Origin of the sequence: Rhodococcus sp. NPDC059179 (assembly GCF_042754885.1) — a bacterium.
Taxonomy (GTDB): Bacteria; Actinomycetota; Actinomycetes; order Mycobacteriales; family Mycobacteriaceae; genus Rhodococcus_G.
Genome location: NZ_JBHZBV010000001.1, coordinates 117,105 through 142,443, shown reverse-complemented (window position 1 = coordinate 142,443; position 25,339 = coordinate 117,105). Strand labels below are relative to the sequence as shown.

Here is a 25,339-nt window from a genome sequence, read left to right as displayed (position 1 = left end):
CTAGTCGCGGCTCACGGCGTGTCTCCCGTACATGGCATGAGAGTTAGGCTATGTGAGATCGACCACGGCGGAGGCGGCAATTGCCCGATTCGGGCAAGGGGCACCCCCGCTGCATCAGTGCGCTCGATCGAAGCCCTATCAGCCCTTTTTCCGGTGTGCGGGGTCGATTTTGTGGAGGTCGATGACCGGGCCCTCGACGACAGGGGGCTCGTGCAGCGCCTTCTGCTCGCGTCGTTCGAGCTCGACGTCGAACTCCAGATCCTCGTGCTGATGCCTACGGAACAGGAAGAGGAAGACGATCCAGCCGGCGATCGCCACCAGGATGAAACTCACGCCGCGATACACGAAGGCGGCCGCGACGGCCTGCGAGGCGCTGATGCTGGCGGCGGTGGTGAGGGTGGCGATCAGGGTCGCGTCGACGAACACCAGGCCACCCGGTGCGAGCGGGATGGTGGCCACGGCCTTGCCCGCCGCGAACGCGATCAGCAGACCGGACAGCGCGGGGTCGGCGCCGATCGCGTAGCAGGCCGCGGCGAGGCAGGCGAGGTCCCCGACGCGATGCACCGCGGACCAGCCGAGGGCGATCGCGCCGTCCCGCTTGCCCAGCTGGACCGAATCCAGCTGCTCGAGCATCTCCCGCACCGCGGCCATTCCGGTGTCGGCCGGCTTGCGGCGCATCGCGTTGACCCGGACGAGTACCCAGCGGACGACCGCCTCGATCGAGTTCGGGTGCGCCGTGACGTAGCGGACGGCGAAGATCAGGGCGATCAGGCCCGCGACCGAGAAGGTGAGGGTGAAGGGGCTGACCGAGCCGCCGACCAGCAGCGCACCGCAGACGCCGATCAGGGCCAGCCCGACGCCGGCGATCACCCCGGAGATCGCCAGCTGCCAGGACGCGACCACGGGGCTGGCCCCCCAGCGCCGCGTCTCCCGGTAGGTGAAGGCGGTCGAGAAGACCTGCCCAGCGGGCAACGTGACGGCCATCGCGGTGGAGGCGTAGACCACCGAGACCGACTTGCCCTGGCCGACGGACACCCCGCCTGCCCGGAGCAGCTGTTTCTGGACGCGTCCGTAGCCGCTGAGCGACACGGCCTGCGCCACGATGCAGGCGGCCAGCCAGCCCCAGTGGATCTCGGAGAGCGCGGTCCACGATTCGTGCAGCCGCGGCCACAGGTACACGCCCTCGCCGACGAGCAGGGCGACGAGCAGCACCCCGGCGACCCATTTGACCCACCAGAACCGCCCGCGTGGACGGTCGGGTGTGGCCCCCTCCGGCCTGTGGGGGACGACCTCGCTCCGGTCGGGCTGCGGCGTTACCACCTGCCCAGCGTAACCATGCGCGTCGCGCACCTAGGGATACTGGACGGGCCAGGCGAGGTGGGTGACCCGGTTGCGGCCCCGCAGCTGGACCTGATCGCCGAGCTCCCATTCGGCCTGTTCCTCGTCGTCGGCGAAGTACAGGGCGCTGGTCGAGGCGAGCACCCGGCTCGGCCGCAGCTTGGCCAGCTCGGTCAGCCGGGACGCCTCGTTCACCGGGTCGCCGATCACGGTGTATTCGAAACGCTCAGCGGCGCCGATGTTCCCGGCCACCGCGAGACCGGCCGAGACGCCGATTCCGATGTCGAGTCCGGTGATGTCGTTGAGCGCGAAACGCAGCTCCCTGGCCGCGGCCAGCGCCGCGGACGGCGCGTCCGGCCGGTCCAGCGGCGCACCGAAGATGGCCAGCGCGGCGTCGCCCATGAACTTGTTGACGAATCCGTGGTGCTGGTCGACCACGTCGACGACGACGCGGAAGAACTCGTTGAGCAGGCTGACCACCTCGCCGGGCGGCTGTTCGGCCGCCGCGCCCGTCGAGCCGACCATGTCCACGAACAGCACGGCCACGAAGCGGGTCTCGCCGCCCAGTTCCGTTCCGAACTGCAGGGCCCGACGCGCCACGTCCTCGCCGACGTGCTGGCCGAACAGTTCGCGCAGCAGCCTGCGCTCGTCCGCGTCCTTCATCATCCGGTTGAACCCGACCTGCAGGCGACCGATTTCGCTGCCGTCGAACACCTCGACCTGGACGTCGGTGGCGCCACGCTGCACCCGTTCGATGGCCCGGCGGAGCTGCCGGATCGGGTCGGAGATCTGGCTGGCGGTGAGCATCGAGAGCGTGAACGCGGTGGTGATCGTCATTCCGCAGAGCAGCAGGATCGCGATGGCCAGCGAGTTCGTGGAGAACTGCAGGTCCGTGCTCAGCTGGGTCGCGCAGAGCAGGATGATGCCGATCACCGGCATCAGGGTGCCCAGGCCCCAGGTCATCGCCATCCGTGGTCCGACGCCGGGCGCGAGGAGGCGGTCGAACTGCCCCTCGCTCAGCGCCTGCGCCGCCACCGGCCGCAGGATCCGCTCGCCGAGCATGTAGGTGAACCCGAAGGTCGTGGTCGCCGCCATGCACACGGTCACCACGACCGCGACCGCGAGCTCGGGCATGTCGGAGACGGTGAGGAAAACGAACAGGATGCCGCCGACGATCCACAGGACCAGGTGCACGATCGCCTGGCGGAGCGGGGCGTGCAGCGCGGCCATCTGCTCGCTGCGGGTCGGCGGCCCGCCGCGCAGCTGCCAGCGGATCACCGACCGGAGCATCATCGCCGCCGCACCGAGGCTGACGATCCCGGCGAGGAACAGGTAGATGCCGAAGACGACGGCGTTGCGCACCCGGTCGTCGAGGATGGCGTCCGATTCGGAGATCGGCAGGCCGTACCGGATGAAGGCCAGCACGAGGATCGCGCCGAAGAAGTTGGCCAGGATCATCGAACCCATGTAGAGCGGCCAGCGGCTACGCATGGTCAGCGCGACCGCTCGATAGGAGGATGCCAGCACGGGACCAACTTAGTCGTGTATCGCCGTTGTCGAGCGCACGATGGGGTCGCGGCGTGATCCAGGCCTCACGGGCTCGGCCGCGCCGATCTCCGCCTCCCGCGAAACGCCCGGTCGGCCGATAGGCTCGCCGAGGTGAGCGCGAACGAGCCGCGATCGGCTCTCCCGCAGGTCGGCGACGCCCGGGCAGTGCATCCGCTGGTCCGGGTCGGTGCCGAATGGACGTGGCGACTGCTCGTCCTGTTCGCCGGACTGGTCACCCTCGGCTACCTGATCAGCAGGCTGGACACGGTGCTCATCCCCGTCGGACTGGCGCTGTTGGCCGCCGCGTTGCTCTCGCCGCTGGTGGACTGGATGCAGCGCAAGGGGGTGCCGCGGTCGGCGGCCGTGGTGGTGGTGCTCGTCGTCGCGATCGGCGCGGTCGCCGGGATCATGACCTTCGTCGTCGAGCAGTTCATCGCGGGCCTGCCGGAGCTGACGGCACAGTTCACCCACTCCATCAATCAGATGCAGGAGTGGATGACCGCCGGTCCGTTCCACTTCTCCGAGGACCAGATTCGGCAGGCCGGCGACTCGGTGGTCAAGTCGATTCAGGACAACAAGGAGGCGCTGACCAGCGGCGCGCTCACCACCGGCAAGGTGATCGGGGAGCTGTTCACCGGCGCCGCGCTGACGCTGTTCACCGTCATCTTCTTCCTGTACGGCGGCAACCAGATCTGGGAGTTCGTCACCCGGGTGATCCCCGCGGCATCGCGGGAGCGGGTCCGGCTGGCGGGCAGCCAGGGTTTCGGCTCCCTCGTCGGGTACGTCCGGGCCACCGTCGCGGTCGCGGCGGCCGACGCGGTCGGCATCGGGGTCGGGCTGGCGATCCTCGGGGTGCCGCTGGCGCTGCCGCTGGCCTCGCTTGTCTTCGTCGGCGCGTTCATCCCGATCGTCGGTGCCTTCCTGACCGGGTTCGTCGCAGTGCTCGTCGCGCTGGTCACAAAGGGACTGATCACCGCCCTGATCACCCTCGGCATCATCATCGGGATCATGCAGCTCGAGGGCCACGTGCTGCAGCCGCTGCTGCTCGGGCGCGCGGTCCGGCTGCACCCGCTGGCGGTGGTGTTGGCGATCACCACCGGCATCGTGCTCGCCGGGATCGTCGGCGGCCTGCTCGCGGTGCCGATCGTGGCGGTGCTCAACACCGCGGTCCGGTCGCTGCTGGCCTCCGACCCGGAGGAGGTGCCGGACGAGGTCGAGGTCGCGGACCCGAGGGTGCCGCTGTTTCCGGCGACGCCCGACGAGGCGCCGTGAGTGCTGGTGGCCCGCGGGTGGACCGGAAAGACGCACGGGCCACCGAGCCGCTGTGGCGGGCCGCTCAGGTGTTCCGGTTGGCCACCCTGGTGTACGCGGTCAGCTATCAGGTCGCGTCGGTGGCGAACTACACGCGGCCGACGCTGAGCTGGGCCGTCGTGGCGTTGATGGCGGTCTGGACCGGACTCGCCGCGCTCGGGCTGTCCCGGAACGCGGCGGCGCGGCCGTACCTGGTGGCCATCGATCAGGTGGTGGTCGTCGCGCTGATGGCCTCCACCCGGCTGGTGTCCGATCAGGACTGGTACTCCACCCATCAGACGCTGCCGACCACGCTCTGGGCCACGAACGCGGTGATCTCCGCGGCGATCCTGGGCGGTCCGCTGCTCGGGGTGGCCTCAGGCGCGACGATCTCGGTGGTCAGCGCGGTGGTCCGGGGCCAGGTCGATCTCGACCTGTGGCGGGACGCCACCGCGCCCGTACTGATCTCGGTGGGGCTCGCGCTGGGGCTGGCCGCGAACACCGCGCGGCGCTCGCACGCGCAACTCGAGCGGGCCGCGCACCTGACAGCCGCCGCGGAGGAACGGGAGCGGCTCGGCCGCGAGGTGCACGACGGGGTGCTTCAGGTGCTCGCGTACGTCCGCCGCCGTGGCACCGAGATAGGCGGTCCGACACTGGAATTGGCGACGCTGGCGGGTGAGCAGGAGGTGGCGCTGCGGGAGCTGATCTCGGAGCAGGCGACGCCGGTCCACGGCGGCGGCGACGTGGACCTGCGACCGCTGCTGCGCGCTGAGGCGAGCACCACGGTGTCGGTGTCGGCGCCTGCCGTCCCGGTGCCGATGGCGCGGGAACGGGCGGGGGAGGTCGCGGCCGTGGTCCGGACGGCGCTGTCGAATGTCGCGCTGCACGCGGGGGCGGCCGCGAAAGCCTATGTGCTGCTGGAGGACATCGGCGACGAGGTGATCGTCTCCGTGCGCGACGACGGTGCCGGGCTCGCCCCCGGCCGGCTCTCCGAGGCCGAGGCGGAGGGGAGAATGGGGGTGTCCCGTTCGATCCTCGGCCGGGTCGCGGACCTCGGCGGCACCGCGACGCTCGAAAGTGCGCCGGGGGAGGGCGTCGAATGGGAGATCCGGGTGCGCAAGCAGGCACCGGGGAAGGGGTGAGCGTGATGGAGCCGCTGACGGTGATGGTGGTCGACGACCACCCGATGTGGCGGGACGGGGTGGCCCGCGACCTCGAGGCGGCCGGTTTCGCGGTGGTGGCCACGGCGGACGGCGTGCAGGCGGCGCGCACGCGGGCCGCGGCGGCGCGGCCCGCGGTGGTGCTGATGGACATGCAGCTGCCCGACGGCAACGGGGCGCAGGCCACGGCCGCGGTGCTGGCCGCCTCGCCGGACTCGACGGTGCTGGTGCTGTCGGCGTCGGCGGAGCGTGAGGACGTGCTCGAGGCGATCAAGGCGGGGGCAACCGGCTACCTGGTCAAGAGCGCGTCGGCCGCCGAGCTGGTGGACGCCGTGCGGGCCACCGCCGCGGGCCAGGCGGTGTTCACCCCCGGGCTGGCCGGGCTGGTGCTCGGCGAGTATCGGCGGATCGCGACCGGACCCGCCGATGAGCGGGCCCCCGAGATGCCGCGGCTGACCGACCGCGAGACCGAGGTGCTGCGGCTGGTCGCAAAGGGGCTGAGCGCCAAGCAGATCGCCACCCGGCTCACGCTCAGTCACCGGACCGTCGAGAACCACGTCCAGGCCACGCTCCGCAAGCTCCAGCTGGCGAACCGCGTCGAGCTGACCCGCTACGCCATCGAACGCGGGCTGGAATGAGCGGCTGCGCCGCCCGTGCGCGCGTCTCACCCCAGTCGGGGTAAGACGCGCGCACAGTCGGGGCGCATATCCTGGTCGGCATGGATGCGAGGAATCTGCGGGTGTCCGATGCGGAACGCGAGCACGTCGGGCAGTTGCTCCAGCGTGCGGTCGGCCAGGGGATGCTCTCGCTCGGCGAGTTCACCGAACGCATGGACACCGCCCTCGCGGCGAAGACCAGGGGCGAGCTGAACGCGGTGCTGGTCGACCTGCCCGGGATACAGCTGGTCGGGGAGCACGCGCCGCAGGCCGCGCCCTACCCGCAGCAGGCGCCGTACGTGCAGCCACAGCCGCAGTTCGCCACGCCCCCGGCGCCCCAGGTGGCGGTCGGCCATCCGGGCAGCGTGCTGCGCGGGCGGATGTCGTCGTTGACCCGCAGGGGGCCGTGGCAGGTGCCGCCGACGCTGCACCTGGACACCAAGATGTCCGACGTCACCCTGGACTTCACCGAGGCGATCATGACCAGCCAGGTCGTGGAGGTCGTCGTGACGGACTACTTCAGCTCCATCGCCCTCATCGTCCCGCCGGAGGCGACCGTCGACCTCAACGGCGTCGAGACGGTCGCGGGCAGCGCCACCAACAAGGTGCGCACCGGCCCGCCGATCGGTCCGCTGCACCTGGTGGTGCGGGGCAGCGTGCGGTTCGGCTCGTTGACCGCCAAGCACCCCTTCGGCACCACCTGGAAGCGGATGCTGAGCTGATCCCGCGGACCGTCCCGCACAAAACACCCATGCCGATCGGGTAGGACTACTCATGTCATCGGCGGCCCGCGCGCCGATTGTTGGTGCATGGTCAATCTCGAAGGTAGTTCTGTCGCAAGCCCCCAGATCGATCCGCGGTTGGTCGCGTGGCTGTCCGGCGAGTTCAGCGCGCTCGGGCTACACATGCGCGAGGTCGCCGAGGATCTGACGCGGCTCAGGGCGCAGCTCGAGGGCCAGGCGCCCGCGCAGCAGGCATTCGCGGCGCCGCCGGTTCCGCAGCCGCCGGTCCCCCAGCCGCCGGTGTACCTGCAGCAGCCCCCGGTCCCGCAGCCGATGCCGCCGACTCAGCCTGCGCCCCCGGCCTTTCCGCAGGCCTACCCGCAACCCGGCGCGTGGCCGCCGATTCGACCGCAGGCCCCGAGCCGGGAGCCCCGCGAGCCGTGGTGGCAGCGCGACGGCATGGTCAGCCGCGTGCTCGCCGTCGCGGGTGCGGCGGTGACCCTGATCGGCGTTGTGATGCTGCTGGTGCTTGCCGCGCAGGCCGGATTCTTCGGCCCGGTCGCCCGGGTGGTCTTCGGCGCCGTGTTCGCCGCGGCCCTGGTAGGGGCAGGCATCCGGGTGTTCGGCCGTCCAGGGGGACGGGTCGGCGGCATCGCCCTGGCGGGCACCGGCGTCGCGGGTGGCTACCTGGACGTGGTCGCCGCGACGTCGTACTACGGCTGGCTACCGCCCGCGCTCGGCCTCGCGATCGCCTTCGGGATCGCGGCGGGCGGGATGACCCTGGCGACGCGCTGGCAATCACAACCGCTGGCCGCGCTGACCGTGGTCGCGGTGGCGGTCCTGTCCCCGGCACTGGCCGACGGCCTCACCGTCACGCTGCTCGTGTTCCTGGTGCTCCTGCAGATCGCCGCCTTCCCGCCCCAGCTCGGCCGGGACTGGCCGTATCTGCATGCGGCACGGACGATTCCGGCGGTGCTCGGGATGCTGATCGCGCTCGCCGACGCCGGCTGGGCCGGGGCCTCGCTGTGGGCAGGCGCGTACCGCCCGGCCGCCGCGGCGCTGCTCGCGCTGGCGGTGGTGGTTGCCGCGTTCGGTGTCGGATCGGCGGTGGTGCTGGTGCGGCGTAACGCTGCTGACGTCACCGCGACGGTGATGCTCGCACTGTCGACGCTGCCCCTACTGTTCTCGGGCGGCGTCGCGGGCCGCTGGACCGAGGTGGCGCTGCAGTGCGGGCTCGCCGCCGGGCTGCTCCTCCTGGTGGCGGTGGTGCGCCCGCTGCCCGGACACACCCGGATCGCCACGTCGGCGGTCGCGGCGCTGGCGGTGCTGCAGGCGAGTGTCAGCGCCAGCCCGAGGGATTCGCTGCCGGTGGTGCTGCTGGCGGCGGCGCTCGGGCTGGTCGCGGTCGCCTGCCAGGTTCGCTCCCGGATCGCCTACGTCGCGGGGCTCGCCTTCGGATTGATCGGCGGGCTGCTGTTCCTCGACGCCGCGCCGCCGGAGGCGCTGACGAACCAGGCCGACGCGGTCTCCTCGCTGGCCGTCATCGCATCCGGATCGATGCTGGTTGCGCTGATGGTTCTCGTTGTCGGGCAGGGGTATTCGCTGGGGCTGTTGGGCGGTAGGCGGGCCGACGCCGCCTGGGTCGCGGCCGGGGTGGTCGCCCTCTACGCGGGCACCGCGGCCGTCGTGACCGCGGGCGTTGCGGCGCTGGGCGCCGACCCGGGATTCATCGCCGGGCACTGCGCGGCAACCCTTGGCGCGATGGTGCTCGCGACGGCGTCGCTGCGGTGGGGCCTGGCGAACCCGCAGCGGGCGCATCTCGCGCTCGGCGCGGGCCTGACCCTGACCTGCGCCGCGCTTGCCAAGCTGGTCCTGTTCGACCTGGCAACGCTGGATGGGCTGTTCCGTGTGCTGGCGTTCATCGGGGTGGGGCTGTTGCTGCTCGCGGCAGGCACCCGATACGCCCGGGCGTTCGCCGAAGGCGCGCAGCGCGGTCGGGTCCAGGCCTGAGCGTGCCACGCGGGGCCTCGCCCGTCAGTCCTCCTGCTGGCGGGCGAGCAGCTCGCTGACGCTCACGGTCGGCGAGCCGGCCGAGTGCCGGTGCCTGCCCTGGTCGTCGGCCGGGTTCGCCGACTCGTCCACGCCGTTGGTCGCAGGCGCGGCTGCCTGCGCCTGCCGCGGCACCCTCAGGTCGGCCAGCCAGCTCTCGATCGGGCGGGCATCCCGTTCCGCCTGGGCCGGACCGCGCTCCGCCGGTCGCGGGGCAGGCGCCCGACGCGGGGCCCGCTCCGGATCGACGGCGGGCGGATGCGCCCGGGGGATCGGTACCGTCATCGGTTCCGACGGAGGCGCCGCGGGCTCGGCGACCGCGGTGCCTGCCGAGGTGCGCGGCGGCAGGACCCGCTCGACCGCGGCCCTGGTCAGCGGCGCCGGATTGGCGGGTCGCGGCTCGACCGGAACGGGCATCGGGGGCGTCGCGATCACCGGGACGTCGGACGGCATCCGCTCGTCCGCGAGGATCGGCTCGCCCAGGCCCAGCTTCTCCTGGATGCGCTTCATCCACGCGGGCGCCCACCAGCAGTCGTCGCCGAGCAGCTTCATCGTCGCGGGCACGAGGAACATGCGGATCAGGGTGGCGTCGATGACGAGCGCGGCGATCATGCCGTAGGCGATGTACTTCATCATCACCAGCTCGGAGAACGCGAACGCGCCGGTGACCACGATCAGGATCAGCGCCGCCGCGGAGATGATGCGTCCGGTGTGCGCGGTGCCGACCCGGACGGACTCGGTGGTGCTGGCGCCCTGCGCGCGTGCCTCCACCATCCGCGACAGCAGGAACACCTCGTAGTCGGTGGACAGGCCGTAGATGATCGCCATGATCAACACCAGCACCGGCGACATGATCGGTCCCGGCGTGAAGTTGAGCAGTCCGGCACCGTTGCCGTCGATGAAGATCCACGTCAGGATGCCGAGGGTGGCGCCGAGCCCGAGCGCGGTCATCAGCACTGCCTTGATCGGCAGCACCAGCGACCCGAACGCCAGGAACATCAGCAGCGTGGTCAGCAGCACCACCAGGGTGACCATCAGCGGCAGGTTGTCGAGCAGCGCTGCGATGGAGTCGAATTCGATGGCGGGGGTGCCGCCGACCAGCATCGTGACCCCGTCGGGCACGTCGATCGCCCGCAGGTAGTCGATGGTGGCGTCCGAGTCGTTGCGGTCGACCAGGCCGGCCTTGAAGACCGTCACGCCTTCCTTGGTCGGGTTGCTGATCGTGAACTTCTCGACCAGGCCGGGCGCCCCGCTCGCCTCCCGGACGATCTGGGTGATCTGCGCGCCCTGCGCGCCCTCGATCACCAGCTTGACCGGCTCGGTGCGGTAGCTGGGGAACAGTTCGTCGAACTGTTCCTGTGCGACACGGGTGGGGTTGTCCGGCGGCAGGTAGGTCTCGTTGATGCCACCGAACTGGATGTTCGAGATCGGGATGGTGAGGAGCAGCAGGCCGACCACGATGGGGATGGTCACCTTGAGCGGGTGCTTCATCACCCACTGCGTCAGCCGGCCCCAGAAGCTGTTCTCGATCTCCTCGGTGGTCTTGGTCTTCCGCATCGACTTCAGGCCGAGCGCGTCCACCCGTCGGCCGAGGATCGCGAGGATGGCGGGCAGCACGGTGACCGAGATCAGCGCGGCCAGGATGACGGCCGCGATCGCGCCGTAGGCGACCGACTTGAGGAAGCCCTGCGGGAAGATCAGCAGGCCGCCGAGGCTGGCGACGATCATGGTCGCCGAGAAGATCACCGTGCGGCCCGCCGTCATCACGGTGCGGCGCACGGCGTCAGCGGTGCTGTAGCCCTCGGCGATCTCCTCGCGGAACCGGCTCACCATGAACAGGCCGTAGTCGATCGCCAGGCCGAGGCCGATCAGCGACACCACCGGCGCCACGAACGAGTTGACCTCGGTGAACTGGGTGATCAGCTTGACGACGCCGTTCGCGGCGATGATGGTCAGGCCACCGACGATCAGCGGCAGCGCCGCCGCGACGATGCCGCCGAAGATGAAGAACAGCAGCACGCCGACGGCCGGGATGGCCAGGACCTCCATGCGCTTCACGTCGTTGGCCATGGTGTCGTTGAGCGTGCCGGTGACCGGCTGCAGGCCGGTGAGTTGGACGTCGACGCCGTCGATGTAGAACTGGTCGCGGACCGCCTTGAAGTTGGCCGCGACCTCGGTGTCGTTGTCGCCCTTGATGGCGACGCTGGCGAACGCGTGCTGCTTGGTCTCGTCTGCCATCGCGGCGAGCTTGGTCGACCAGTAGCTGGCGTTGACCTTGAGGATCTCGTCCGGGTTGTTCGCCGCCAGGTCCTCGAGGCTCCTGGTGATCTTCGCGGCGAACGCCGGGTCGTCGACGGTCTTGCCCTCGGGCGCCGTGTACAGCGGGATCACGTCGGCCATGGTGTCGCGGCCGAAGGTGCCGTCGGCCAGCTTCGCGGCGGCCACCGACTCCGAGCCGGGGTCGTCCCAGCCGCTCTGGCTGAGGTGGTCCGCGAATCCGAGACCGTACGCACCGAGGGCGAGCATCAGCCCAACCATCGCTCCGATCACGGCGAAGCGGAGGCGGTAGACCAGTCGTCCCCAGGTGGCGAACACTATTGAACTCCTTGACGCCCGATGAGCAGGGCCGACAGCGGTCTGAACGGCTGCAACCAGGCACCCTCGTCGGGCAGGGAATCCAGGCTCACCCGCGGCAACGGCTCACGGAACACCCCGGGGATGTCCTCGAGGTCTACGAACTCGAGGATCTCCGAGGCGACCGCCCAGCTCGCGTGCTCGCGGAAGCCCAGAACCTGCACCGGAACACCGGTTGCGGCGATGTCCTCCAACGGTTCGCGAAAAGCCTGACCGTCGGCGGAGGCGACCATGATGCCGGCCAACCCGCCGTCCCGAGCGCGAAGGGCGATGTGGTCGAGCATGTCGGCGTCGACATCGCTGTCCTCATCGATCTTCGGCTTGGCGAACACCGCGAAACCCACATTACGCAAGGCTTCGACCCACGGGCGGACAACGTCGGCACTGCCGGAGGCGATGTTGGTGAACACCGTCGCCTCCGGTTCGAGGCGTACCGCGCTGGTGCCGGACAGCTCGGCGGTGCGACCCAGGAGCCAGCGGCCGAGCGCGTCGAATCGTGGCCGGTAGGCGGCGGTGGGCCTGCCGCCGAGGATCGCGCCGAGCCCCATGTCCAGGTTCGGCGCGTCCCACACCAGCAGCACCCGCTTCTGGAGTCGCACGTCACGCGACTCCTCCGCGGGTGAGCTTGCGCCCACCGCCTCTGCCGGTGCCGTGTCCGGTAGCCGTTCGCTCACGCTCATGCCTGAACCTTTCCCCAGATCAGCTCCGTGATGGGTCGGCCAACCTGCTGTGCCTTGTTCTCGAACTTGGTGACCGGACGTTCGTGGGTCATCGGCGAATCGGCCGGGCCCTGCGCGAGATCATCCCAGTCGAGCGGCGTCAGCAGCGGTTCGGCATTTCCGGCCTCGGCGATCCACTCGGCGTAGTCGGCGTGGTCGGTGGCGACGTGCAGCACGCCGCCGGGCATCAGCCGGTCCGCGATCAGCTTGAACGTCGGCGCCTGCAGCAGCCTGCGCTTGTGGTGGCGGGCCTTGGGCCACGGGTCGGGGAAGAACACCCGGACCCCGGTCAGCGACTCCGGTCCCAGCATGTTCTCGAGCACGTCGACGGCGTCGCCGCGCAGCACCCGGATGTTGGGGATGGAATCCCGCTCGATCGCCTGCAGCAGCTGGGCGAGGCCCGGTCGGTACACCTCGATCGCGATCAGGTTCGCGTGCGGCTCCGCCTTGGCCATCGCGGCGGTCGCGGTGCCGGTGCCGCTGCCGATCTCCACGATGGTCGGCGCCTCGCGGTCGAACCACCCGGCGACGTCCAGCGGGGCGTCGGAGACGTCGGCGCCGATCTTGGGCCAGAGCCGGTCCCAGGTCTGCTGCTGAGGGTCGGTCAGGGCGCCGCGGCGCGAGCGGAAACTGGTCACCCGGGGGTACAGGCGGGAACCCTGTTCGGCGGCCCCTGCCACCCGGGATTTTGCGTCATTCACCCGACCATTGTCACGCATGACGGAGGGTTGTGGCAGGTGGGTCTGAAGTTAAAGTTGAGACTTTCTCAGAGGAGCGCCACCTTGGCGGTGGTCGGGCGCCGGTCGCATCGCCGCGGCGTGCGCCCTTGAGCCAGTCTCGACCTGCTGTTTCGGCTTCCGGACGGTCGGATTTCCGGGCCTCGCGGCGCGCCGGACCACGATTGCTGCGATCATTCGGTGCGCGCCCGGGGGTGGGCGCGTTCTTCTTCTCTGGGGGTGACGCGATGGCGTCTGTGAAATTCGGTGCGACGTTGGACGGGCTGCGGCGATCGGCGACGGAGGCGGATCCGGCGGCCGGGGCGCGGGTGACCCGGGCCGTGGAGCGGTATCGCGCGCCGGTGCGGGTCGAGGTGACCGGGCGCGCGGGCGTCGGCAGGTCCGCGGTGATCGTCGCCCTCGGCCCGATCGCTGGCGGCGAGCCGGTCGAGACCGCGGCCTTGGACGTGCCGGGCGCCGAGGATCCCGCGCTGACCGGGGAGCTGATCGTGCTCGTCGTGTGTGACCCGCCGCGCCGTGCCGATCAAGACGTGGTGCGCGTCGCGGGGGATCGGGTGCTGGTGGTGCTGAACAAGGCGGACACCGTCGCCGACCGCGCCGTCGCGGCCGAACGCGCAGCGGAGATCCTGGGGGTGCCCTGCCTGCCGGTGGGTGCGCGATCTGGCGAGGGCGTGGACGAGCTGCGGATCGAGGTGGCCGAGCGGCTCGCCGCCGTCCGGGCACGGCGGTCCGCCGCGCTGTTGGCCGAGCTGCGGGCGATGACGGGCACCGCGCGGGTTCGCGACGCGGTCGAGGAATACCTGGCAGGCGACGAGGCGCTGACGGTCGCGGCGCTGCCGGATCAGCAGCGCGACGTCCCAGGTCTCGCGCTGCAACGGGCGAGGGCGCAGCGGGGGCGGATGAACGGCGGCTTCGACGCGCGCAGCACCAGGGGCGCGCTGGCGCTGCACCGGAGGGCGGTCCGGGAGTGGGCTCGCGGGGAACTCCGGTGAACGACCAGGTGTCGCCGGAATTGGCCGCCGTCCTGCGCCGGTGGAATCCCGCCGCGCTCGCCGGGCTGGAACGCCCCGCGCCGACCGCCGCGGACCGTGGCGGCGTCGCGACGGTGGTGGTCCTCGGCGCGTCCGGCAGTGGTCGAGGCGACCTGACCGTCGCGCTATCGGCGGAGTCCGACACCGCCGCGCTCCGCTTCACCGAGACGCCCGACCCCTCGGCGGGCGTGCTGCTGATGGTGCTGGACGCCGCCGCGCCGCTCGGCCGCGAGGAACTCGAACTGTTGCGAGGCGGAGCGGAGTTCGCGCACACGGTGGTGTTCGCGCTCACCAAGATCGACGCGCACGACGGCTGGGTGGCGGTCGCGCGGCGGAACGCCGAGCTGCTCGCCGAGCACGCGCCCCGGTTCGCGGGCGCCACGATCCATCCGGTCGCCGCGCCAGACGGTCGCGGCATCGACGAGCTGAGGTCGGCCCTGGTCGCGTCGCACGCGGTCGTCCCGCAGCGGCAGGCGCGGCTACGGCAGCGGGCCGCGGACGCGGCCGAACAGACCCGGGACATGGTCAGGGTGACCGCCGAATCACTGCGTGCGGGCGATGACACCGCGACGCTGCGGGCCGAGCGGGCCGCGCTCGTCGCGGACCGGGACGGGTGGCGCTCGGATCGGGCCGCGGCGCTTCGCAGGCTCACCGCGCTGGCCCGGGTGGACCTGGTGCACGAGGTGAGCGACCAGGTGCGGTCCGAGTCCGCCGCGGCCAGGGCGGCCATCGATCGCGCCGATCGGGCCGCGCTTGCCGCGTATCCGCCGCAGCTGCGGGACGCGGTCGCGGCACTCACCTCCAGGGTGGACGCGGCGGCCGACGCCCGCCTGGCCGAGATCAGTGCGCAGGTGCTGGGTGCGGCGCTGCCCGACGAGCACCGAACCACCGCGGCGCCGTCGATCGAGCCGCCGTCGCCCCGGCACCGCGGGATCGAGGACCGGATGATGATCGTGTTCGGCGCATCGGCGGGGCTTGGCCTCGGCCGGATGGTGATGGCACCGCTGTCGACGATGCCCGCGCTCGACCTGGCCAGCATCCCGGTCACGCTGCTGCTCGGCGGCGCCGCCGCATGGTGGCTGACCCGGGCCCGCGGGCATCTCGCCGATCGCGCCCACCTTCGACAGTGGACGGTCGAGACGCTCGCGACCGTGCGGTCGGCGCTCGAGCAGCGGGTGCTGGGCCGCCTGGTCGACACCGAAGCCCGGACCGCCGAGGCGGTCCTGGCGCGGCACCGGCAGCGAATGCTCGAGTCCGAGGACCGGCTGGCCGCGCTGGACCGGCAGCTACGGGAGCGCGCGGGCAGCAGGGCGGGAAAGCTTGCCTCCTGCGAGCGTGATCTGGCCGTGCTCGAGGCGCACGCGAATGATCACTGTTCGGTAAAGATGGAACCGTCTGCGCCGCCGCTGCGTCCAACCACCTAGCGACCAGTCCACCTAATGGAAGGAGCCGCGGTGATGATGCACGACGACATGCTGCTGCTCGGCACGCTCGGTCCCGCCCAGCATCCGATGGGTCCCGACGCCGGGGAGATGGAGCTGCACGCTCCGACCGCGGACCTCGACGGTGACGGGATCCTCGACACCCGCACCTACTCGGCTGGCGGGGCTGTGTATGTCGCCTCTGACCTCGACGAAGACGGTTTCGCCGACCATGTCACCGCCGTCGAGCGCGATGGCGGATACGAGTCCTGGCAGGCCCACCGTGGGGCCGACGGTGCGGTCCGATGGGCTCGCACCGACCACGGCAGCCTGTAGGGCTTCGCGGCTCGGGGAAGGGCGGGACCACGCCCTCCGGTGTCATCCGATCGTGCAGGTTCCGGAGCGGTCGCACGAATTTCTGCGTTCGCCTGTGAGGTTGGACGCTTGTCCGTATAAAGGTCACGGTGCGATGACATCGCTCACCTCTTGACAATCTGGCGCCCGCGGGCCGCAACAGGTCGGCAGAACGCGGTACGGCCCTGTAAATGATCGAATGGAGATCTTCATGTCCAACACCCCGATGCGCCGCGCCGCGGCCGTGGCCGCCTCCGCTGCCCTCGTCGCGACTGGCCTCACCGTCGGCCTCGGTGCAGGCGTCGCCAGCGCCGCCGACTGCAACCAGACGGCCCACGCCAGCAAGAAGGACATCAGCACCGTGGGTATCACCCACAACTACGACAAGACCGTCTCGGCCGCCCAGGCGTCCGGCGGCACCGAGATCACCTACAAGTCCGTCATCGGTACCACCGGCATCGGTAACCCGTACCTCAACACCTTCATCGACTACCCGCCTGCCGGGTTCGCCGCGCCGGTCAAGGCGCAGGTCTCCGCGTACACCCTCATCGCGGGTGGCCAGCACACCGACGATGTCACCCCTGTGCCGAACGGCGACGGTGGCTACAAGATCACCAACACCGGATGGTTCATCAACGCCAGCAACCCGGTCACGGTGGAGTTCACCTACAAGGTCCCGAACGACGTCCCGGTCGGCGGCCAGGTCGTCAGCGGCGGCATCCACACCAACGGCACCGTCGGCATCGGGGAGAACCTGCCCGGCCTGACCACCTGCTTCACGGGCCGCATCGCGAACCCGGGCGAGGCCGTCACCGGCAGCCTGGACATCGGCGGCCTGGGCTCCGACGAGGGCCAGCTCAGCTCCACCGGCTCCATCAGCGACGTCCTCGGCGACACCATCGCCAAGGCGATCAAGAGCGCCAGCTGATCCGGTAGCACAGCTAGTCACGAACACCTCCGGAGGCGACGGGAGGGGGACCGTCGGGGATCCCCTCCCTTCAGGACGAACGCTCGTCCTGAAGGTCGCCTTCGGGGGTGTTCGCCTGCGTCCGGACGCCCCTGGGGCCCGGACGCGCACCTTCCACCCTCCGGTCAGAATGCCCCGCATGAGATCACTGAATCGGTCTTGTGACTGATCGGACAAGACCCGATTCCCTATGCCCGGACCCTCGGAGTTAACCTCGTAGCAGGACACCCGGCGCCCGTGTCCTCCGTTCGCCGCCTGCGTCTGCACGCATGCGTCGATGGAGCAGCGGGATGCGCCCCGCCGAGAGGGGAAAACCGGCTATACCACCAGACGCATTCGCGCAGGTGGTGAACGGTTCCGGCACACCCAGGAGAGTTTGATGACCTCAGCGACCATTCCCGGTCTGAACGGAACTGACGGCACCGCACCCACCTCGCACAGCGAGCTGCTCGCCTGGGTGCAAGAGGTTGCCGAGCTCACCCAGCCCGACCGCGTCGTGTTTGCCGACGGCTCCGACGAGGAGTGGGAGCGGCTCACCGACAAGCTGGTCGAGGCGGGCACCTTCACGCGGCTCAACGCCGACAAGAAGCCGAACTCCTTCCTCGGCAACTCGGATCCCTCCGATGTGGCGCGCGTCGAGTCGCGGACCTACATCTGCTCGCGCGAAGAGATCGACGCAGGCCCCACCAACAACTGGATGGACCCGGCCGAGATGCGGTCGCTGATGACCGAGCTGTACCGCGGCAGCATGCGCGGACGCACCATGTACGTGGTGCCGTTCTGCATGGGCCCCCTCGGTGCCGACGACCCGAAGCTGGGCGTCGAGATCACCGACTCCGAGTACGTCGTCGTCTCGATGCGCATCATGACCCGGATGGGCCAGGCGGCGCTCGACAAGCTGGGCTCCGACAAGCCGTTCGTGAAGGCGCTGCACTCCGTGGGCGCGCCGCTCGCCGAGGGCCAGGCCGACGTGCCGTGGCCCTGCAGCGACACCAAGTACATCACCCACTTCCCCGAGGACCGTGAGATCTGGAGCTTCGGTTCCGGCTACGGCGGCAACGCGCTCCTGGGCAAGAAGTGCTACTCGCTGCGCATCGCGTCGGCCATGGCCCACGACGAGGGCTGGCTGGCCGAGCACATGCTGATCCTCAAGCTGATCTCGCCGGAGGACAAGGCCTACTACGTCGCGGCGGCCTTCCCGTCCGCGTGTGGCAAGACCAACCTCGCGATGATCCAGCCGACCATCCCCGGCTGGCGCGCCGAGACCCTCGGCGACGACATCGCGTGGATGCGCTTCGGTGAGGACGGCCGCCTGTACGCCGTCAACCCGGAGTTCGGTTTCTTCGGCGTCGCGCCTGGTACCAACCACGGCTCCAACCCGAACGCCATGAAGACGGTCGAGGCAGGCAACACCCTGTACACCAACGTCGGCCTGACCGACGACGGCGACGTGTGGTGGGAGGGTCTCGAGAACACGCCCGAGCACCTCATCGACTGGAAGGGCAACGACTGGACGCCCGAGTCCGGTGAGAAGGCCGCCCACCCGAACTCGCGCTACTGCACCCCGATGTCGCAGTGCCCGATCCTGGCCCCCGAGTGGGACGACCCGCAGGGCGTGCCGATCTCGGCGATCCTGTTCGGCGGCCGTCGCAAGACGACCGTCCCGCTGGTCAGCGAGTCCTTCGACTGGCAGCACGGCACCTTCCTCGGCGCGACGCTGTCGTCCGAGCAGACCGCGGCCGCCGAGGGCGCCGTTGGCACCGTCCGCCGCGACCCGATGGCCATGATCCCGTTCATCGGCTACAACGCCGGCGACTACCTGAACCACTGGATCACCCTTGGCAAGAACGCCGACTCGGCGAAGCTGCCCAAGATCTTCTACGTGAACTGGTTCCGCCGCGGCGACGACGGCCGGTTCCTGTGGCCCGGGTTCGGCGAGAACTCCCGCGTGCTCAAGTGGATCATCGACCGCATCGCGCACAAGGCGGGCGCGCAGACCACCCCGATCGGCTACGTGCCGACCGCGGCCGACCTCGAGCTGACCGGGCTCGACGTCGAGGCCGCGGATGTCGACGAGGCGCTGGCCGTCGACGTCGACGAGTGGAAGCAGGAGATCCCGCTCATCGAGGAGTGGTTCGAGTTCCTCGGCGAGAAGGTGCCGTCCGGCATCCGCGACGAGTTCGAGTCGCTCAAGCAGCGCCTGGGCTAGTTCCACACCGCTTCCGTACCTCCCCAATGTCACATTGGTTCACCTGGAGTGAACCAATGTGACATTGGGTCGTTCAGGGGTCGTTCAGGGGGGCGGTCACGTGGGCGGCCGGGTCGCGGACGTCAGGCCTGCAGGCTCGGTTCGTCCGCGTTCGACAGCGTGAGAATGGCCCTGACGATGTGCGGGTGCGCCTCGAGTCTTCGCTCCAGCTCGCGCAGGATCCCGGCGACCGTGTGCTCGGCGAGATCGCCGACGAGGTCGACGCCCGCGACCAGATACACCTGACGCGGCCCCAGGTACTCCATCCGGAGCAGCGTCACCCGGGTCACCTCGGGCAGCTCCAGGAGCGTGTCGAGTCCGGCGCGGCGCAACTGCGGGGACGCCTCCTCGCCGACCAGGAATCGCCGGTTGCGGTCGATGAGGATCAACGCGATCACGCCGAGCAGCACGCCGACCGCGATGGAGCCGATCGCGTCCGGGATCGGGGACCCGGTCAGCTGGTGCGCGAGCACACCCGCGAACGCGATCACCAGCCCGATCAGCGCGGCCGCGTCCTCCGCGAACACGGCGCGGACCGTCGGGTCGGAGGTCTTGAGCGCGTGCTCGAGCAGGTCCCGGTCGGCGTCGGCGGCCTCCGAGCTCAGCTGCCGGTAGGCCTGCCGGAAGGAGATCGCCTCCAGCACGAACGAGATCCCCAGCACCGCGTAGGCCACCCCGAAGTCGCCGGCAGGATCGGGGTCCAGCAGCTCCTGGATGCCGTGTGTGATGGAGACGCCTGCGCCGAGGGCGAAAAGTCCGAGCGCCGCGAACATCGACCAGATGTAGGCCTCGCGGCCGAATCCGAGCGGGTGCGCGGTGTCGGCCGGGTGCCGGGACCGCCGGTTGGCGATCAGCAGCAGCACCTCGTTGCCGGTGTCTGCCCAGGAGTGGGTCGCCTCGGCGACCATCGACGCCGACCCGGTCAGCGCGGCCGCGAACGACTTCGCCACGGCTATCGCAAGATTCGCGCCGAAGGCGAGCACCACGGTGAGCATGCTCTCGTCGTCGGCGTTCGACTGCTTCGGGCCGGAGGCGGGTTGTCTCACTCCCGAAGGATAGGCGGTTCGACGCCCGGTCCGTGTGAGTTGTTAAACCATTCCGCGGATCGTCCGCGCGAGAACTGGCCGACGCCTTACCCTTTCGGATTGTCAATGTTCACATGAACACATTTGTAGCTGAGAGGGTCGAATATGCAGGCAGTAACTCGGGGCGGTCTCAAGCGCCTCGCCGGCGGCGCAGCGATTGCCGTGGCCAGCGTCGCCACCGTCACGATGGCGATGCCGGCCACGGCGTCCGCGGCGGCGATCCTGCCGCCCGTGGTCAAGGCCTCGTCGTCGGGCAACAGCATCACCATGGCCGTGACCAATCCGAACCCGGTCTGGACCCTGTCCGGGTGCCAGGCGTTCGTGATCAACGCGAAGGACGTTCCCGCGGTGATCGACGATCCGACCAAGCTTCTCGACCCGGACGTGGTGGTGTACCCGAGCGTGGCGAACCCGGCGACGCTGTTTGCCGCGCTGCCCGGCCAGACCGTGAAGACCACCACCCCGGACATCCCGACCGGGCTGTACGGCGTCGTCGGCGGTTGCGTGGCCCTGCTCGACCTGATGCACCCCGTCATCGACGAGCCCCAGGTCATGCAGGTCGGACTCATCCCCGGCGGCAGCTCCGACGGCAGTTCCGCCCTGTCGTTCGGCAGCTAGCTTCAGCCGGCGCTCGGCTGAACATTCGACTTCGGCAGGATCAGCCCCGGAAAGCGGGGGTAACTCTTCCCGAAACGACAGAACGCGCGCCGCACCCCCGCTCGGGGTGCGGCGCGCGTTCGCGTCGGAGACTCAGGCGCCGTAGCCGGGGGGCATCAGCACCGACTTGAGCTCGCAGTACTCGTCCAGGCCCTCGGGGCCGTTCTCGCGGCCGATGCCGGAGTTCTTGTAGCCGCCGAACGGGGAACCCGGATCGAAGGCGTACCAGTTGATTCCGAAGGTGCCGGTACGGATCTGCTTGGCGACCTCGAGGCCCTTGTCGATGTCGGTGGTGTACACCGAACCGGCGAGACCGTAGTCCGAGTCGTTGGCGATCTTGATGGCCTCGTCGAGGCTGTCGTACGCGATGACGCTGAGGACGGGACCGAAGATCTCCTCGCGCGCGATCGTCATCGAGTTGTCGACGTCCGCGAAGATGGTCGGCTCGACGAAGTAGCCCTTCTCCAGGCCGGCAGGCACGCCGCCGCCGAGGACCAGGCGGGCGCCCTCCTCCTTGCCCTTCTCGATGTAGCCGAGGACCTTGTCGCGCTGCTTGGCGGTGATGATCGGGCCGAGCTGCGCGGCCGGGTCGTCCGGCATGCCCATCGGGAAGAATCCGGCGAACTGCACCAGCGCCTCGACGATCTCGTCGTAGCGCGAGCGCGGCGCCAGGATGCGGGTCTGGCCGACGCACGCCTGCCCGGAGTTCATCAGGCCCGACAGCGCCAGCATTGGCATGGTCGCCGGGACATCCATGTCCTCGAGCAGGATGGCGGCGGACTTGCCACCGAGCTCGAGCGAACAACGCTTGAGGTTCTGCGCGGCGATCGCGCCGATCTTGCGGCCGACGGCGCTGCTGCCGGTGAAGGTGATCTTGTCGACGCCGGGGTGCGAGACCAGGTACTCGCCGGTCTCGGCGCCGCCGGGGACGATGGACAGCACGCCGGCGGGCAGACCGGCCTCGGCGAAGATCTCCGCGACGAGGTTGGCGTTCATCGGGGTTTCCGGCGCGGGCTTGAGCACCAGCGTGCAGCCCGAGATGATGGCGGGTGCCAGCTTGTTGACCAGCAGGAACAGTGGAACGTTCCAGGCGATGACGGCGGCGACGACACCGACTGGCTCGCGCAGGACCTTGCAGACGCCGAACGGTCCGGTGCGCTCCTCCTCCCAGGAGAACGTCTCGGCCAGGGCCGCGTAGCTGTTCAGTACGGCCAGCGTCGGTGTCTTCTGCATGAGTTCGACGCCCGCGCGGGGTGCGCCCATCTCGGCCGAGATCAGCGTGCACAGCTCGTCGGCACGCTCCTCGATCAGCTTCGCTGCCTTGACGAGGATCTCGGCGCGCTGGGCTGGGGTGGTCTGCGACCACGGTCCGGTCTCGAGCGCGGTGCGCGCTGCGCCGATCGCGGCGTCGATGTCGGCCGGGGCGGCGACCGGGACGCTGCCCACCCGCTCCTCGGTCGCGGGCGAGAACACCTCGAGGCGCTCGTCGGTGGCGGGCGCCACCCACTGCCCGCCGATGTAGAGCTTGTCGTAATCAGTCATGGAATCTTCCTTGCTGGTCCGGGTTTCGGGTTGTCGTGTCGGAGTTCGCTGGCCTGGGAACGGTTACGGCGGCGGACCCTCCTCGGTGCGCGGCGGCGTCACGGTAGCCGCGCCCAGTAGGTGCCGTCGAGCATGGACTCGAGCGTGCTGCGGTGCAGGATCATGTCGTCCGGATCGTCCGGCTGCTGCGCCTGGCCGAACGCGATCGCGCGGGACTGCACGCGGAACATGATGGTCGCGTGCCGCAGCGACGCGTACAGGCTGTAGTACTCGAAGTTCCTGGACCGGTGTCCGGTGAGCGACTCGTACCGCGCGACCATGTCGTCGCGGCGCATGAACGTGGGCAGCCCGGGCAGGCCGGCGACTCCGGCGAGATCCTCGAAGAACCTGTGCAGGAAGTGCATCCACGCCAGGTCCATCTCGCGGGGGCCGAGCGCCGCCATCTCCCAGTCGAGCACCGCGACCGGCAGGAACTCGCGGTACATGATGTTGCCGATCCGCGAGTCTCCCCAGCACAGCACGGCGGGGGAGTCGTCGGAGGGCACGTTCGCCTCGAGCCAGTCCAGGCACTTCTCGATCAGCGGCGAGCGCGGTCCGGCCGCCGTCGCCCATTCGTAGTAGCCGCGCTGGCGGGCCAGGTGCGCCCGGAACGACTCCTCGGCGCTGGGGCCGGCGTCGTGCAGTCGCAGGAAGCCGAAGTGCCGCTGCGGATCCTCGATCTCGTGCAGTCGGGCGAGCACCGCCACCGATTCGTCCTGGAGGGTGCGGCGCTGCTCGTCGGTGGCCTCGGACAGCCACGACCCGAAGTTGTAGGGCATCACGTCGGGAGGGACGATGCCCTCGATGCGCTCCATCACGAAGAACGGCGCACCGAGCGCCGCCGGGTCGGATTCGGACCAGTACGCGGTCGGGACCGGCACGTCGGAGAGGTCGCCGACAGCCTTCATCACGTCGAACTGGGTGCCCATCGCGTAGCTCGGAAAGACCGGCATCGAGACGGCGGTCGGCTCGACCCTGGCGACCAGTTCGTGGGTGCGGCGGACGCCGGGGTCGCCGTGGATCGCGTCCTCCTCGGACTCCGTCCACGTCGCGTCGAAGAGGATGGTCTCGCTGGAGATGCCGTTGGCGTCGGGTAGTCGGACGCCCGACACCCGGGGGTCGGCGCCGTCGTGCAGGCGGCCGGTCAGCCAGCTCTGCAGCGCGCGGCGGAGATCCTCTGGGTCTCGTTTGGAGTCGCTGGGCCGGGCGATCTCGGCCGCGTTGTCCGGGGCGGTTCCTGTTGTGCTCACGTGCCCTCGATCCGTCGTTTCCCGATGGGAAGCCGAAGTGTGGTGAGAAGCACACTAGAACACGTTACAGAATCACGGAGGGTAAACAAGTCCCATTTTCGGTCGGGCCCGTAACGAAAATAGAAAACGCTAGCCGACCAGCGTCAACGCCCCCGCGCCGATCAGGGTTGCGCGCCCGCCGAGCGCCGCGGGCACGATCCGGAGCCCGCGGGTGAAGGACAGGCCTGCGTGCGCCGCCGCGGCCGCGCGCATCGGCTCCCACATCGGCGGGCCTGCCTGCGCGAAGCCGCCGCCGACCACCGCCAGTTCCAGGTCCAGCAACGCGGCCGCGGAGGCGATCGCCACCCCCACCGCGGTCCCGGACCTGCGCAGCGCCGCCAGCGCGACGGGGTCGCCCGACTGCGCGGACTCGGAGAGCTCGAGCCCGGTCGAGCCCGACCAGCCCTGCGCGTTCGCCCACCGCACCGACGACGGGCCGCTGGCCACCGCCTCGAGGCAGCCGACGCCGCCGCACGCACAGGGGACGTCCTCGGCGCCCGGCACCACCACGTGCCCGATGTGCCCGGCGTTCCCGGTCCGGCCGCCGACGATCTGGCCGCCGAGCAGCACCCCGCCGCCCACCCCGGTGGAGACGACCATGCCCAGCATGTTCCCGCTCCCGCGGCCCGCGCCGAAGCGGTACTCGCCCAGCGCCGTGCAGGTCCCGTCCATCGCCATCCGCACCGGCACCCCGGGGAACAGCTCGCGCGCCGCGTCGACGATGGGGAAGTCGCGCCAGTCGGGGATGTTCAGCGGGCTGACGGTGCCGGACTCGACGTCGACCGGCCCGGCGGAGGCGATGCCGATGCCCGAGATCGCGTGCCCGTCGGCGACCGTGCGCAGCAGCGTCGCGGCGGCGTCCCACACCCCGGTCGTCGGGGTCGGGGTGCGCTTCTCGGTGAGCAGTTCGCCGTCGGGGGAGATCAGCCCCGCCGCCAGTTTGGTGCCGCCGATGTCGAGGGCGAGTCCGGTCATCCCGCGAGGGTATGCGGCTTCGCCGCCTGTGAGTACTTTTGGCTCAACTGGGGGCCAAAAGTACTCACAGGCGCGTCAGCGCCTATCGCTTTCGCAGCACCAGGACGAGGTTGCTCACCAGCAGCTCGCGCAGGGCCGGGATGCGGACCATCCACCAGGCCCAGCGCGGGTGGTAGCGCGGGAACGCGGCGAGCAGTTCGCCGTCGGGAGTCGCTCGTGCCCAGCGCAATCCGTCGGCCGCGCCGACGTCGAACAGCGACACCCCGAACCGGTTCTTGGGCTCGCGGCCGTTCTTACGCGCGTAGCGGCGGGCGGCGTACTCGCCCCCGAACACGTGCCAGGGGCCGGTCTCGTGCCCGCCGAACGGCCCCCACCACAGCGTGTACGAGAGCACCATCAGCCCGCCAGGGCGGGTGACCCGCAGCATCTCGTCGGCCATCGTCCAGGGCTCGGGGACGTGCTCGGCGACATTGGAGGAGAAGCAGATGTCGACGCTGCCGTCGCGGAACGGCAACGCCATCCCGGATCCCCTGATCGCGCCGCCCACCGTCAGCCCCGCCGCGTGCATCTCGGTCGGGTCGGGCTCGACCGGGATGTATCGCGCCCCGGCCCGGTGGAAGGCCGCCGCGAAGTAGCCGGGTCCGCCGCCGACGTCGAGCACGGTGCGGCCAGCCAGGGTCTGATCGGTCATCCCGGCGTACAGGTCCTCGATCAGTTCCAGCGAATCGCGTGCCAGCGCGCCGTAGAACAGGTCGGGGTCGTCCTGCTCGTGACGGAAGTCGCCGAGCAGCCCGACGGACCGTCGGAGGGTGGCCCGGCGGGCGAAAATGCGGGTCACGGGAAGGGCGGTCACGGGTAGGAACCATAGCGGCCGCACC

General features: G+C 70.3%; 21 protein-coding genes. 11 read left to right on the top strand and 10 right to left on the bottom strand.

Translation table 11 applies throughout. From position 1 onward, the window contains the following. Positions 1-138: 138 nt before the first annotated feature. On the bottom strand, positions 139-1,320 hold the full coding sequence (locus ACFXMV_RS00590) for a YbhN family protein (RefSeq protein ID WP_378501783.1): 1,182 nt from the start codon (positions 1,318-1,320) through the stop codon (positions 139-141). Between the two features lie 30 nt (positions 1,321-1,350). Continuing rightward, positions 1,351-2,805 (bottom strand): adenylate/guanylate cyclase domain-containing protein, encoded by a 1,455-nt coding sequence (locus tag ACFXMV_RS00585; protein ID WP_378502752.1) that lies wholly within the window; start codon positions 2,803-2,805, stop codon positions 1,351-1,353. 192 nt (positions 2,806-2,997) lie between these two features. Between ACFXMV_RS00585 and ACFXMV_RS00580 the strand changes: the two genes are divergently transcribed. The 5 genes from ACFXMV_RS00580 to ACFXMV_RS00560 all read left to right on the top strand — a co-directional run bounded on the left by ACFXMV_RS00580 (position 2,998) and on the right by ACFXMV_RS00560 (position 8,724). Beyond that, a complete protein-coding gene (locus ACFXMV_RS00580; RefSeq protein ID WP_378500039.1) occupies positions 2,998-4,158 on the top strand; it encodes an AI-2E family transporter in 1,161 nt (386 codons plus the stop codon). Beyond that, positions 4,155-5,318, top strand: coding sequence for a MacS family sensor histidine kinase (gene macS / locus ACFXMV_RS00575; protein ID WP_378500038.1), 1,164 nt, complete (start codon positions 4,155-4,157; stop codon positions 5,316-5,318). Before ACFXMV_RS00580 ends, macS begins: the two co-directional genes overlap by 4 nt. Before the next feature lie 5 nt (positions 5,319-5,323). Then, entirely contained in the window at positions 5,324-5,974 is a 651-nt protein-coding gene (locus tag ACFXMV_RS00570) for a response regulator (protein ID WP_378500040.1), read from the top strand. Between the two features lie 80 nt (positions 5,975-6,054). After that, entirely contained in the window at positions 6,055-6,714 is a 660-nt protein-coding gene (locus tag ACFXMV_RS00565) for a DUF1707 domain-containing protein (RefSeq protein WP_378500037.1), read from the top strand. An 87-nt stretch (positions 6,715-6,801) separates the two neighbouring features. Continuing rightward, a complete protein-coding gene (locus tag ACFXMV_RS00560) occupies positions 6,802-8,724 on the top strand; it encodes a DUF2339 domain-containing protein (RefSeq protein ID WP_378500036.1) in 1,923 nt (640 codons plus the stop codon). A gap of 24 nt (positions 8,725-8,748) precedes the next feature. On the opposite strand, the gene ACFXMV_RS00555 is transcribed toward ACFXMV_RS00560, so the two are convergent. The 3 genes from ACFXMV_RS00555 to trmB are packed head-to-tail and all read right to left on the bottom strand — an operon-like array spanning position 8,749 to position 12,835. After that, positions 8,749-11,358 (bottom strand): MMPL family transporter, encoded by a 2,610-nt coding sequence (locus ACFXMV_RS00555; protein ID WP_378502715.1) that lies wholly within the window; start codon positions 11,356-11,358, stop codon positions 8,749-8,751. Beyond that, on the bottom strand, positions 11,358-12,077 hold the full coding sequence (locus ACFXMV_RS00550) for an NYN domain-containing protein (protein ID WP_378501209.1): 720 nt from the start codon (positions 12,075-12,077) through the stop codon (positions 11,358-11,360). The genes ACFXMV_RS00555 and ACFXMV_RS00550 overlap by 1 nt, the downstream gene beginning before the upstream one ends. Continuing rightward, positions 12,074-12,835, bottom strand: a complete 762-nt coding sequence (gene trmB / locus ACFXMV_RS00545) for a tRNA (guanosine(46)-N7)-methyltransferase TrmB (RefSeq protein ID WP_378501208.1) — start codon at positions 12,833-12,835, stop codon at positions 12,074-12,076. The genes ACFXMV_RS00550 and trmB overlap by 4 nt, the downstream gene beginning before the upstream one ends. Before the next feature lie 245 nt (positions 12,836-13,080). Between trmB and ACFXMV_RS00540 the strand changes: the two genes are divergently transcribed. The 5 genes from ACFXMV_RS00540 (at position 13,081) to ACFXMV_RS00520 (ending at position 18,835) form a co-directional block, all read left to right on the top strand. After that, positions 13,081-13,845, top strand: coding sequence for a GTPase domain-containing protein (locus ACFXMV_RS00540; RefSeq protein ID WP_378501207.1), 765 nt, complete (start codon positions 13,081-13,083; stop codon positions 13,843-13,845). Beyond that, positions 13,842-15,308: a hypothetical protein gene (locus ACFXMV_RS00535; protein WP_378501206.1), complete on the top strand. Its 1,467-nt coding sequence runs from the start codon at positions 13,842-13,844 to the stop codon at positions 15,306-15,308. Before ACFXMV_RS00540 ends, ACFXMV_RS00535 begins: the two co-directional genes overlap by 4 nt. Before the next feature lie 33 nt (positions 15,309-15,341). After that, positions 15,342-15,641 carry a DUF6802 family protein gene (locus tag ACFXMV_RS00530; protein WP_378501205.1) on the top strand — a complete coding sequence of 100 codons (300 nt, stop codon included), beginning with the start codon at positions 15,342-15,344 and terminating at the stop codon, positions 15,639-15,641. A 229-nt stretch (positions 15,642-15,870) separates the two neighbouring features. Continuing rightward, positions 15,871-16,587 (top strand): hypothetical protein, encoded by a 717-nt coding sequence (locus ACFXMV_RS00525; protein WP_378501204.1) that lies wholly within the window; start codon positions 15,871-15,873, stop codon positions 16,585-16,587. A gap of 418 nt (positions 16,588-17,005) precedes the next feature. Continuing rightward, positions 17,006-18,835 carry a phosphoenolpyruvate carboxykinase (GTP) gene (locus ACFXMV_RS00520; RefSeq protein WP_378502229.1) on the top strand — a complete coding sequence of 610 codons (1,830 nt, stop codon included), beginning with the start codon at positions 17,006-17,008 and terminating at the stop codon, positions 18,833-18,835. 122 nt (positions 18,836-18,957) lie between these two features. On the opposite strand, the gene ACFXMV_RS00515 is transcribed toward ACFXMV_RS00520, so the two are convergent. Beyond that, entirely contained in the window at positions 18,958-19,869 is a 912-nt protein-coding gene (locus ACFXMV_RS00515) for a cation diffusion facilitator family transporter (RefSeq protein ID WP_378502753.1), read from the bottom strand. Between the two features lie 195 nt (positions 19,870-20,064). Here ACFXMV_RS00515 and ACFXMV_RS00510 point away from each other — a divergent pair, with 195 nt between their 5' ends. Further along, positions 20,065-20,577 carry a hypothetical protein gene (locus tag ACFXMV_RS00510; protein ID WP_378502716.1) on the top strand — a complete coding sequence of 171 codons (513 nt, stop codon included), beginning with the start codon at positions 20,065-20,067 and terminating at the stop codon, positions 20,575-20,577. Between the two features lie 132 nt (positions 20,578-20,709). On the opposite strand, the gene ACFXMV_RS00505 is transcribed toward ACFXMV_RS00510, so the two are convergent. The 4 genes from ACFXMV_RS00505 to ACFXMV_RS00490 form a co-directional block, all read right to left on the bottom strand. After that, a complete protein-coding gene (locus ACFXMV_RS00505; RefSeq protein WP_378502717.1) occupies positions 20,710-22,158 on the bottom strand; it encodes an aldehyde dehydrogenase in 1,449 nt (482 codons plus the stop codon). A 98-nt stretch (positions 22,159-22,256) separates the two neighbouring features. Continuing rightward, positions 22,257-23,447, bottom strand: a complete 1,191-nt coding sequence (locus tag ACFXMV_RS00500) for a phosphotransferase family protein (RefSeq protein WP_378499795.1) — start codon at positions 23,445-23,447, stop codon at positions 22,257-22,259. A gap of 129 nt (positions 23,448-23,576) precedes the next feature. Then, the gene (locus ACFXMV_RS00495) at positions 23,577-24,461 is read right to left on the bottom strand and encodes an ROK family protein (protein ID WP_378499796.1); all 885 of its coding nucleotides are present in this window, start codon (positions 24,459-24,461) and stop codon (positions 23,577-23,579) included. A gap of 82 nt (positions 24,462-24,543) precedes the next feature. Next, positions 24,544-25,299 (bottom strand): class I SAM-dependent methyltransferase, encoded by a 756-nt coding sequence (locus ACFXMV_RS00490; protein WP_378499801.1) that lies wholly within the window; start codon positions 25,297-25,299, stop codon positions 24,544-24,546. Positions 25,300-25,339 lie beyond the last annotated feature (40 nt).